This is a genomic window from Afipia birgiae 34632, assembly GCF_000308295.2.
In the GTDB taxonomy this organism is placed as follows: domain Bacteria; phylum Pseudomonadota; class Alphaproteobacteria; order Rhizobiales; family Xanthobacteraceae; genus Afipia; species Afipia birgiae.
This window is the reverse complement of record NZ_HG326655.1, coordinates 164,261-173,636: the sequence shown is the minus strand read 5'-3', so window position 1 is coordinate 173,636 and position 9,376 is coordinate 164,261. Positions and strand designations below refer to the sequence as shown.

Below are 9,376 nucleotides of genomic sequence, written 5' to 3'. Positions count from 1 at the left end.
TCGGCTGTGTTGGCATGATGACAAGCACACAAGCGCCTGTCCGTCACCCTTTGGCCCTTTCCGCGCCAGTTTGCCGCAGTTTCGCCATTTGTCGTTCAGCTTGCGTTGGGGTTGAGGAACCTAGTGTAAAGACTAGGATTATCCTCCAACTAGCCGGTCTGGCCAGGGATGACCTGTGAGGACGTTGAAATGCTCATTCGTAAGACTTTGCCTTCGCCATTCACCTGGGCTGTGGTTCTGGCGACGGCTGCTGCGCTGGTCTTGACCGTGGTTGTTCCACCGCCGGCCGCACAGGCACATCCGCTCGCCGCACCGGCTGCCAAAACAACTTCCGCTGAGCCAGCGAATGCCAGTGAGGCCACTGATTTCAGCTCTCGTGCCCGCCGCCGTGTGGTGCGCCGCGGCTATAATAACAATGCTGCTGGCCTCGCCTTCATGGGCATGGCGCTGGGGACAGTGGGTGCCATCGTCGCCGAGCAGCGCCGCCGCGACTACTATCGCGACAACTATTATTACGGCGGTGGTCCGTATTACGGACGCCATTACTACGGCGGCCCGGCCTACTACGGCGGCTATCCGTATCAGGGCGGCGGCTACTACCGCATTCCGACCTACTGATCGACTAGGCAATCATGTCGCCGGGAGCAATCCCGGCGGCTTGCTTTTTTGGAGCATTTTCAGTCATTTGGGGTGGCCGTTAACACGCTGGCGAGAGATTTGATCTAGGTTCAACAGATGAGTGATTCGCTAGAACGGCTTTATCACGCGGTTATTGCGGCCAAGGATCTCGATCCGGCGACGTCGCGAACGGCGCGGCTGTTTCAGCGCGGCCCAGCGAAAATGGCCAAGAAACTTGCCGAAGAAGCTATCGAAGTCGTCATCGACGCGGTCAACGGCGACTCCGAAGCCGTGATCCGGGAAAGCGCTGATCTGCTCTACAACCTGTCGGTCCTTTGGGTGGCCGCCGGTGTTCGCCCGGAAGACGTGTGGGCCGAAATGGATCGTCGCGAACGGGCTCAGGGCATCGCCGAAAAACTGCCGAAAGCGTCCGCGGGCAAGCCGCACACCACCACGGTGGTTCCAGGGAAATCCGGTGCCACCGCAAAGGCCGCTGCCAAGATTGCGCCACCACAGACCACCGAAAGCGTAGCGCGGCGACCAATTGTCGCGCTCCAGAGTGGCCGGTTGAAGAAACGCCGCTGATTAGCGGCTAAATTACACATTTCCACACATGGACAAATTGCCCGGACGGTGGTTCATCGCGCCATGCTGAGACGAATGTATGACTGGTGCATCGCCGCCGCCGACAAGCCCTATGCCCTCTGGCTGATGGGAGCCGTGTCGTTCGCTGAAAGCTCGTTCTTTCCGATTCCGCCGGATGTCATGCTGATTCCGATGTCGCTGGCGCGGCCACAGAAAGCGTGGCTCTACGCGCTGGTCTGTACCGTAACATCGGTTGCGGGCGGTGTTGTCGGTTACGCCATCGGCGCGCTGCTCTATGACAGCGTCGGGCAGTGGCTGATCAATCTCTACGGCTACGGCGACAAGGTCGAGGCGTTCCGTGCTTCTTACGCAGAATACGGCGCGTGGATCATTCTGCTGAAGGGACTCACGCCGATTCCTTACAAGCTCGTGACGATCACGTCCGGTTTCGCCAACTACAATCTGCTGCTGTTCGTGATCTTTTCGGTCATCGCGCGTGGCGGACGGTTTTTTATCGTCGCGATTCTGCTCAATCGCTACGGCACGTGGATTCGCGAAGCCATCGAGAAACGTCTCGGCTTGTGGGTGATCGTTGCCACCGCCACGCTGGTACTTGGCTTCATCATTGCCTTTAGGCTGTTCTAGGCGGCGTTCAGCGAAAATCGCGCCAGACATAAAGCCTTTTCCAGAGGGAAGCGGCAGGATACTCTCGAGTCATGTCCAATCACACCAGCGATCTGTTCGTGAACGTGCGAGGACGCATGGTCCTGATGGTGGCCGGTCTCGCGCTCGTGTGGGGGACGGCGGCGGCTTGGTCGCAGCAAGCTCAGCCGCAGCTTCAGGTCGCGCCTTCTCAACAACCCGCCCCGCCGACGCCTCAGCCTCCACCTTCGGCCGGCAATCCGGGACTGGTCGAGGAAATCGGCAAGCTATTGAAGGACTCCGCTTCGGGTTTGAGCTTTCCCAGCCCAGGGAAGGCGCTCGACGGGCTGAACTCCAGCGCCCGGAATGCGACCGACAGCTTGAAGCGGATCGCGCCGTTGTCCGGCCAGACGATGGCCAGCGGTCGCACGCTTTGTCCGGCGGCTGCCAATGGTGCCCCCGACTGCAAACCCGCGGCAGACCAGCTCTGCAAGGAAAAGGGCTACGCCGAGGGCAAAAGCGTGGACATCGAATCCACTCAGAAATGCTCCGCAAAGTCGTATTTTTCGGGCCAGGGCGCGTGCCGGACAGAAAATTTCGTCACCAAGGCGGTCTGCCAGTAGACGCAAGCCCCTTTCAAGAAATGGCTGTAACCCCTAAGACCGTGGCACATTTGCCGCAGCGCGGACGCGCGCCTGACGGTTTCAGTTGATGGTTCAGTTTTGGCGGAGAGGATTTTCTGATGTCGATGCCTGCCTTGTTCAAAGGTCGCCTTTCGATTCCGGCGATCGGGTCACCATTGTTCATCGTGTCGGGCCCTGATCTCGTCATCGCTCAATGCAAGGCGGGAATCGTCGGCTCGTTCCCGGCATTGAACGCGCGCCCGGCCGCGCTGCTGGATGAATGGCTGCACCGGATCAAGGAAGAACTCGCCGCGCACGACAAGGCGCATCCCGATCGCCTCTCGGCGCCGTTCGCGGTCAACCAGATCGTGCATAAATCCAACAACCGTCTCGATCAGGATCTCGCGGTCTGCGAGAAGCACAAGGTGCCGATGGTGATCACCTCGCTCGGCGCGCGCGAGGAGTTGAACCAGGCCGTGCATGCGTGGGGTGGCATCACGTTTCACGACGTCATCAATCAAAAGTTCGCGCACAAGGCTGTCGAGAAGGGCGCGGACGGCCTGGTGCTGGTGGCTGCCGGCGCGGGCGGGCATGCCGGCGCGATCTCGCCGTTCGCCTTCGTGGCCGAGACCCGGCAATGGTTCGACGGCCCCATCGCATTGTCCGGTGCAATCGGGCATGGCCGCGCCATTCGTGCAGCGCGCGTGCTCGGCGCCGACTTTGCCTATATCGGTTCGGCGTTCATCGCCACTCAGGAAGCCAACGCGCCTGATAACTACAAGAGCATGATCGCTGCGTCTTCGGCCGACGACATCGTCTATTCAAACCTGTTCACCGGCGTGCACGGCAACTATCTCAAGCCGTCGATTGTGGCGGCTGGCATGGACCCGGATAATCTGCCGGTGTCCGATCCGTCGAAGATGAATTTCGGCACCGACGCCAGCGGCGAACGCAACAAGCCGAAGGCCTGGAAGGAAATCTGGGGCAGCGGACAGGGCATCGGAAGCGTCGACAAGGTGGTGCCGGTCGCAGAACTGGTGGCGCGCTTCAAGAGGGAATACGAGGCCGCAGCCGACGCGCCGCTCTAGAGCCAGACGAAACACATCATGGATGCCGTCTTTCGCGTCGAAGGCAATCGCGTCATCACGAGTGAACATGCTGCGGGCCCATGGGATCCCGGCATGCAGCATGGCGGTGCGCCGTCATCCCTGATCGTATGGGCCGCCGAGCGCATTCCAACGCCTCAGCCAATGCATGTCGCGCGGCTGACCGTCGACCTGATGCGCCCGGTGCCGGTTGCTCCGCTTACAATCGAGGCCGAGGTGGTGCGCGAGGGCCGCAAGATCCAGCTCTGCGCGGTTCGTCTTTCGGCGAACGGCGTTGAAGTGGTCCGCGCCACCGTTCTCAAGATCAGGACGCAGGCGGTGACGCTGCCCGGCGATGTTGTGCCGGAGATGCCGATTGACGTTCCGGGTCCGGAGGCCGGCCGCGAAGAGCCGCAAACGTCCAGCAGCTTCCTTGGCGGGGTAACGCTCCGCGCCGTCAAAGGCGGGTTTCTGAAGCTGGGGTCCGCCGCCATCTGGTTTCGGCCCGAGCGTCCGATTGTCGAGGGAGCGGCGATCTCGCAGGCGATGAGGACTGCGCTTGCAGCAGATTGCTCCAACGGCGTTTCGGCAGTGCTGGATTTCAGTCGCTGGAGTTTCATCAACGCCGACCTCACGGTGACGTTTGCGCGGCAGCCGGTGGGCGACTGGATCCTGTTGAATTCCGAAATGACGCTGGGCGCTGACGGCGCCGGCCTTGCCGTCTCGCGCCTTGGCGATGCTCAGGGATATTTCGGTCGGGCCATTCAGTGTCTCGTGGTCGAGCCGCGCTGAGCCGAGCGCGAACGGAGGGGCGACGGATGGGATCGCGCATCGTTTCAGGCTTGAAGATAGCTCTGGTGTGCCTGCCGCTTGCCGCGCAAAGCGTGTACGCGACCGGCAATCTCGACTGCTCGATCGATGACAAGCAATTGAATCTTGAATTTTTCGCGTTCACGGGCGGGGTGGGCGGCATCGTCCAGATCAATCAGGCTTCGGTCGAAATCAAGGTTGGCGACGACAAGTTTCTCCGGTCGAAGCGCGTGATCGAGCTCAAGAATGTCGAGCAGCAATGGATCTACGGCAACGAGCTTCGCATCCGGCTGGGAATTCCGGGTGACAAGGGCGACAATCTCGCCAGCCTCATCTTGATCGGAACATACAAGGCCGACGACGATACCTATGCCGGGCGATATGTTCTGTCGGTCTATCAGTCAGGCGGCGAAGAGCTATTCAAGGGCAAGATGAAATGCGGCTGAACCGCCTCTTTTCCTCGCCCGGTTCGTTTCAGGCTGCCCCTTGTTAATCGGCAACCCGGGTCAGAACGGCCTTGAATGCGAGGCTTGGAAATTCCCTTGCGGTGCCTTCGCAGATCGCGAAGCCGCCTTTGACGGTTCCGTTGAAATTGATCATGACCTCGTCGAATCCGAACACTGACGGATAATGGGAATCAGGCGTATGCCGAAGGCTGGAAACGCTCCCGGTAAACGATTGGCCGTTCTGGGTGTAGGTTCCGATATACGCGAACGCAGAACTCCCGCCCCGGAGCTTTCCGTTTTCCGCGTTGATGACCCCTAAGGCCTTGCCCCGCGGGGTTTCAAACTCGACCTTGTACAAACCCTGGAGCAATGCAGTTTCAGGCGCGAGAGGCGTGTCTGGGGTTGCTGCCGGCGGCGAGTGAGCTTGGTGTCGCATGCGCTGTCATTCCAGTATTGACGCTGAAGTTGCCTTCAGGCGTGACGTCTTTGATATCGACGGTTATTCGCGTTCGCGCAGTCAATAGAAGCATCTCATCACCGGAGATAAACTCGCCGATGGGGCGGACTTTAGTAAAAGTCTTGGTGCCCCTGGCCGGAATCGAACCAGCACTCCTTGCGGAACTCGATTTTGAGTCGAGCGCGTCTACCAATTCCGCCACAGGGGCCAACAGGACCGGTGCTCGAGGGCAGGGGTCGTGAAGCGGGCGGAATATAGCTCGCGCGCGGTTGTGGTCAACCGCCTGTGATGGAATGAGCGTCGACAGCGGCCGGTGGGCGAGTTAGGACGCTCCGAACAGGAGATTCCACGTGGCGAGCGATGCGACCTTCAAGCCGGGATACATGGGGCGCCCGAGGGATCCGGTTTTTGTTGCTGGAGCGGCCATCGCTTTCATAGCGACCGACGCCCTTGTGGGCGCATGGTTCTTTCAATTGGTGCTTGATATCCGGCCCTGTCCGCTGTGCCTCGAGCAGCGCTATGCCTATTATCTGGCGATCCCGCTTGCGGCCCTGATCGCGCTCGGAGCCGCCCGGAATGTCTCGCGGCCGCTTCTGATTGCGGGCCTCGGAGCCTTGGCCGTCATGTGGCTCGCCAATGCCGGCCTCGGCGCCTACCATGCCGGCGTTGAATGGGGCTTTTGGCAGGGCCCGACCGATTGCAGCGGGCCGATTACCGATCTTGGCGGCGGCAATCTGCTGGACGGCCTCAACAAGGTGAAAGTGATCCGCTGCGACGAAGTGCAGTGGCGCTTTCTCGGCTTGTCGCTGGCGGGCTACAACGCTTTGATCTCGCTCGCCCTGGCCGCCCTTGCGTTGTGGGGTATCGGCAAATCGATGAAGTCAGCCTGACGGCTAATTGTCGGCGTCGACCTGCGGGCCACGCATTTTTCATGCGTGGCGCGATGACGATCGAAGACGAACCGGTTGCGACGGCCGGCTCACTTTCCGATCTATGGGCTAGTTGGCCTTGCCGGCGCTCTTCTTGCACTCGGAGCGGAATTTCCTGCGCTCGTTTCCGTGCAATCCCTTGGCGTCGGCCTGCTTCGAACATTCGAGCGAGGCTGCCGTACGTTCGGGTTTCTCCTTGGGAGCAGCCGCCTTGGCGGGGGCGGTTTTGGCGCTGGGCGTCGCGGGCGTGGCAGGGGCTGCCGTCTGAGCGAAGGCAGAACCGCCAACTATCAGTGAGGCGACGGTGATGGCAATGATGCGTGAAGAGAGACTGATCATGGGTGAAATCTCGCGTTGCAGATAGCGCAAGCGTTGGCCCGCGCGCATGAACCGCCGGTGAACGCCGCAGTGCGGAAAGAGAGCCGGTCCTTCATTATTTTTTGATCGATAAGGGCGACGGCGCGTTGAATGCAAATCCGCGTAAGCTAGGATGTGCTGCTTTCGAGATCCCTTTTCAGGAGAGTTCGATGACAATCCGAGCCAATCTGTTTTGCGCGGCGCTGCTGGCCGGCGCGGCGAGTTTCATTGCTATGCCGGCGCAGGCCCTGACCGCCCAGGAATGCAGCGCCAAGTATAAGGCCGCGAAGGCAGCAGGTACGCTGGGCGACCAGAAGTGGAATGACTTCCGCAAGGCGCAGTGCGGCACCGACGCGGCGCCGGCCGCCGCGACAACGGCTGCTCCGAAGGAAGCCCCGAAGGCTGCACCGAAAGCAGCCGCTACACCCAAGGAGGCTCCTAAGGCTGCTGAAGCGCCGAAGCCCGCTGCTGCTCCAGCCGCGGCAGGCGCTGCTGTGTTCCCGACCGCCGTTGCTCCGAAATATTCCAGCGAGACGGCAGGCAAGGCGCGCATGCACACCTGCGTCGATCAGTACAACGCCAACAAGGCCACCAACGCCAATGGCGGCCTGAAGTGGATTCAAAAGGGCGGCGGCTATTACAGCGAATGCACCAAACGGCTGAAAGGCTGACATTGGCAGATCGCCAGCGGAGCAGCCGGGCGCATGAAGCCCGGCTGGTTCGGCGCGACGGCCGTCATCGCACGCCATGAAGCGTGCGCTCGCGGCACTCGTCGTCATTCTCGCCGTCTATGGCGCGATCGCCTATCTGCTGCTGCCGTCGCTCTGGCGGCACTATGAGCACCAGAAAAAACTCGATGGCCTGCCGATGGTGACCGTCACCGCGCAAGGCATCCCCGCCGATCCGGTCAATGTCGGGCTGGTTGGATCGCGGAACGACATTCTTTGCGCGATGCGCGAGGCAGGATGGGTGCCCGCCGATCCGATTACTTTGCGTTCGTCTCTGGAAATATCGGACAGTGTGCTGCTGGACCGGCCCTATCCAAGCGCGCCGGTCAGTCCGCTGTTTTACGACGGTCGCCGCGAGGACTTCGCCTTCGAGAAGCCGGTCGGCAAGAGCGCCGATCAGCGGCACCACATTCGGTTGTGGATGGTTCTGAAGGATGGAGAAGAGAAGCGGCCGGTCTGGCTTGGCGCGGTGACATTTGATCGCGGCGTGGGCTTCAGCCATTATACCGGAGCGGTTACGCATCACATTGCGCCGGATGTCGATGCCGAGCGGCAGTTGATCGAAACCGATCTGCAGGCCGCCGGGATGATCGAGGCTCGCTACACCGTGGCCGGTGTTGGCCCCACGCTCCGCGGACGCAACGGCGAGGGCGACCTTTACTATACGGATGGCGAAGTATGGGTTTTGCGGCTGGTGGAAGGCTGCATCAGGCGTCACCGGCCGCCGATCATTCTTGCAGGGCCGGCCGTGAACGAACTCAAGGATACGATCTGGAAGAACATCGCCGAGCTTTATCGGCGATCGCAGCAGTGATACTGCGGCCATCTGCGTGCTGCGATTGACAACGGAGCGTCGCCTCGCGTGATATGCGGCGTGAATTTGCTTCGGAGTCGTCCATGATCGCCAGCCTGAGTGTTATCCTGATCTGTCAGCTGATCGGCGAGGCGGCGGTTCGCGCCTTGCGGGTGCCCGTGCCGGGGCCGGTGGTGGGGCTGGCGCTTCTGTTTGTCATTCTCATCATGCGCGATCATTTTACGGTTCTGGCGCGAGGGCCATTGCGCGAAAACGCCGTGGAGGGGACGGCAAAGGGGATGCTGGCGCATCTGTCGCTGCTGTTTGTACCGGCGGGTGTCGGCGTGGTGCAGCAACTCGATCTGCTCGCGACGCGGGGTCTTGCAATTTTCGTGATCCTCGCTGCCTCGGTGCTGGTGACATTGCTGGTCACCGCCGGAACGTTTCTGATCACCAGCCGGCTGATGCGCAGCGGACGCAAAGCGTCATGAGCGACAATCCGTTCTCGCTTTGGGTCTATCTGTCGCAAACGCCGCTGCTGTGGCTGACGGTCACGCTCGTGGTCTACGCGATAGCCGACGCGGCGTCGCTCGCGACGCACCGCCACCCGCTGATGAATCCCGTACTGCACTCGATCTGGATCATCGGCGTGTTTCTTCACATGACCGGAACCAGCTACACGACCTACTTCGGCGGTGCGCAGTTCGTGCACTTCCTGCTTGGCCCTGCGACCGTCGCGCTCGCAGTCCCGCTTTACGAAAATCGCAAGACCGTAATGTCGGCGATTGTGCCGATGCTGATGGCGCTGGTGGTAGGCTGCATTACAGCCATCGTCTCCGTGGTGCTGTTCGCGGAGGCCGCCGGCCTGCCGCGCGAAATCGTGTTGTCGCTGGCGCCAAAGTCGGTCACCGCCGGCGTCGCCATGGGCATCAGCGAAACGCTGGGCGCAAATCCCGCCATCACGGCGGTTGCAACGGTTCTCACCGGCATCATGGGTGCGATCGTGGTTACCCCGACAATGAACCGGCTGGGCATCACTGACTTTCGCGCGCGCGGTTTCGCGGCGGGGCTTGCCTCGCACGGCATCGGCACGGCGCGGGCGTTTCAGGTCGATGAAGTCGCGGGCGTGTTCGCAGGTATCGCGATGGGACTCAACGCATTGGTCACATCGTTGCTGGTGCCGGTTGCAGCGACGCTGTTGCTGCGGTGAGAAAGCCCTCGCCGATGGGCGAGGGGTCAACTATTTGTCCGTTGAGGTTCTGGCAGAGGCGGCGCGGCTCAGCCCTTTCCAGTCAGCCGCGCG

General features: G+C 61.3%; 14 protein-coding genes and 1 tRNA gene. 12 read left to right on the top strand and 3 right to left on the bottom strand.

Going from position 1 to position 9,376, the window contains the following annotated elements:
* The first annotated feature begins 189 nt into the window (after positions 1-189).
* The 7 genes from BN32_RS23885 to BN32_RS23855 all read left to right on the top strand — a co-directional run bounded on the left by BN32_RS23885 (position 190) and on the right by BN32_RS23855 (position 4,809).
* Positions 190-618 carry a hypothetical protein gene (locus BN32_RS23885; protein ID WP_040427659.1) on the top strand — a complete coding sequence of 143 codons (429 nt, stop codon included), beginning with the start codon at positions 190-192 and terminating at the stop codon, positions 616-618.
* Between the two features lie 117 nt (positions 619-735).
* Positions 736-1,203, top strand: coding sequence for a phosphoribosyl-ATP diphosphatase (gene hisE, locus BN32_RS23880; RefSeq protein ID WP_019199945.1), 468 nt, complete (start codon positions 736-738; stop codon positions 1,201-1,203).
* 63 nt (positions 1,204-1,266) lie between these two features.
* Positions 1,267-1,848, top strand: coding sequence for a YqaA family protein (locus BN32_RS23875; RefSeq protein WP_040427552.1), 582 nt, complete (start codon positions 1,267-1,269; stop codon positions 1,846-1,848).
* A gap of 71 nt (positions 1,849-1,919) precedes the next feature.
* The gene (locus BN32_RS23870) at positions 1,920-2,468 is read left to right on the top strand and encodes a hypothetical protein (protein WP_019199947.1); all 549 of its coding nucleotides are present in this window, start codon (positions 1,920-1,922) and stop codon (positions 2,466-2,468) included.
* Positions 2,469-2,587: 119 nt separating this feature from the next.
* Positions 2,588-3,556: an NAD(P)H-dependent flavin oxidoreductase gene (locus BN32_RS23865; RefSeq protein ID WP_019199948.1), complete on the top strand. Its 969-nt coding sequence runs from the start codon at positions 2,588-2,590 to the stop codon at positions 3,554-3,556.
* 18 nt (positions 3,557-3,574) lie between these two features.
* Positions 3,575-4,345: a thioesterase family protein gene (locus BN32_RS23860; RefSeq protein ID WP_019199949.1), complete on the top strand. Its 771-nt coding sequence runs from the start codon at positions 3,575-3,577 to the stop codon at positions 4,343-4,345.
* Positions 4,346-4,371: 26 nt separating this feature from the next.
* A complete protein-coding gene (locus BN32_RS23855; RefSeq protein WP_019199950.1) occupies positions 4,372-4,809 on the top strand; it encodes a hypothetical protein in 438 nt (145 codons plus the stop codon).
* Positions 4,810-4,852: 43 nt separating this feature from the next.
* Here the strand turns inward: BN32_RS23855 and BN32_RS23850 are convergent, their stop codons facing one another.
* Both BN32_RS23850 and BN32_RS23845 read right to left on the bottom strand, forming a co-directional pair.
* On the bottom strand, positions 4,853-5,245 hold the full coding sequence (locus BN32_RS23850) for a hypothetical protein (protein ID WP_051488588.1): 393 nt from the start codon (positions 5,243-5,245) through the stop codon (positions 4,853-4,855).
* 144 nt (positions 5,246-5,389) lie between these two features.
* A tRNA-Leu gene (locus BN32_RS23845) sits at positions 5,390-5,474 on the bottom strand.
* 142 nt (positions 5,475-5,616) lie between these two features.
* Here BN32_RS23845 and BN32_RS23840 point away from each other — a divergent pair.
* On the top strand, positions 5,617-6,156 hold the full coding sequence (locus BN32_RS23840; RefSeq protein ID WP_019199952.1) for a disulfide bond formation protein B: 540 nt from the start codon (positions 5,617-5,619) through the stop codon (positions 6,154-6,156).
* A gap of 108 nt (positions 6,157-6,264) precedes the next feature.
* Here BN32_RS23840 and BN32_RS23835 read toward each other — a convergent pair whose 3' ends face one another.
* Positions 6,265-6,534: a PsiF family protein gene (locus BN32_RS23835; protein WP_040427655.1), complete on the bottom strand. Its 270-nt coding sequence runs from the start codon at positions 6,532-6,534 to the stop codon at positions 6,265-6,267.
* A gap of 188 nt (positions 6,535-6,722) precedes the next feature.
* On the opposite strand from BN32_RS23835, the gene BN32_RS23830 reads away from it, so the two are divergent.
* From BN32_RS23830 to BN32_RS23815, 4 genes are all read left to right on the top strand, one after another.
* Positions 6,723-7,223, top strand: a complete 501-nt coding sequence (locus BN32_RS23830; RefSeq protein ID WP_019199954.1) for a hypothetical protein — start codon at positions 6,723-6,725, stop codon at positions 7,221-7,223.
* Between the two features lie 76 nt (positions 7,224-7,299).
* Positions 7,300-8,094, top strand: a complete 795-nt coding sequence (locus tag BN32_RS23825) for an LssY C-terminal domain-containing protein (RefSeq protein ID WP_019199955.1) — start codon at positions 7,300-7,302, stop codon at positions 8,092-8,094.
* Positions 8,095-8,177: 83 nt separating this feature from the next.
* On the top strand, positions 8,178-8,564 hold the full coding sequence (locus tag BN32_RS23820) for a CidA/LrgA family protein (protein WP_040427653.1): 387 nt from the start codon (positions 8,178-8,180) through the stop codon (positions 8,562-8,564).
* On the top strand, positions 8,561-9,283 hold the full coding sequence (locus tag BN32_RS23815; protein WP_019199957.1) for an LrgB family protein: 723 nt from the start codon (positions 8,561-8,563) through the stop codon (positions 9,281-9,283). The genes BN32_RS23820 and BN32_RS23815 overlap by 4 nt, the downstream gene beginning before the upstream one ends.
* Positions 9,284-9,376 lie beyond the last annotated feature (93 nt).

Excerpts from the sequence above, each read along its gene's own strand:
- BN32_RS23885 (WP_040427659.1), top strand. The coding sequence starts at position 190 with ATGCTCATTCGTAAGACTTTGCCTTCGCCATTCACCTGGGCTGTGGTT.
- hisE (WP_019199945.1), top strand. The coding sequence starts at position 736 with ATGAGTGATTCGCTAGAACGGCTTTATCACGCGGTTATTGCGGCCAAG.
- BN32_RS23875 (WP_040427552.1), top strand. The coding sequence starts at position 1,267 with ATGCTGAGACGAATGTATGACTGGTGCATCGCCGCCGCCGACAAGCCC.
- BN32_RS23870 (WP_019199947.1), top strand. The coding sequence starts at position 1,920 with ATGTCCAATCACACCAGCGATCTGTTCGTGAACGTGCGAGGACGCATG.
- BN32_RS23865 (WP_019199948.1), top strand. The coding sequence starts at position 2,588 with ATGTCGATGCCTGCCTTGTTCAAAGGTCGCCTTTCGATTCCGGCGATC.
- BN32_RS23860 (WP_019199949.1), top strand. The coding sequence starts at position 3,575 with ATGGATGCCGTCTTTCGCGTCGAAGGCAATCGCGTCATCACGAGTGAA.
- BN32_RS23855 (WP_019199950.1), top strand. The coding sequence starts at position 4,372 with ATGGGATCGCGCATCGTTTCAGGCTTGAAGATAGCTCTGGTGTGCCTG.
- BN32_RS23850 (WP_051488588.1), bottom strand. The coding sequence starts at position 5,245 with ATGCGACACCAAGCTCACTCGCCGCCGGCAGCAACCCCAGACACGCCT.
- BN32_RS23835 (WP_040427655.1), bottom strand. The coding sequence starts at position 6,534 with ATGATCAGTCTCTCTTCACGCATCATTGCCATCACCGTCGCCTCACTG.
- BN32_RS23830 (WP_019199954.1), top strand. The coding sequence starts at position 6,723 with ATGACAATCCGAGCCAATCTGTTTTGCGCGGCGCTGCTGGCCGGCGCG.
- BN32_RS23825 (WP_019199955.1), top strand. The coding sequence starts at position 7,300 with ATGAAGCGTGCGCTCGCGGCACTCGTCGTCATTCTCGCCGTCTATGGC.
- BN32_RS23820 (WP_040427653.1), top strand. The coding sequence starts at position 8,178 with ATGATCGCCAGCCTGAGTGTTATCCTGATCTGTCAGCTGATCGGCGAG.
- BN32_RS23815 (WP_019199957.1), top strand. The coding sequence starts at position 8,561 with ATGAGCGACAATCCGTTCTCGCTTTGGGTCTATCTGTCGCAAACGCCG.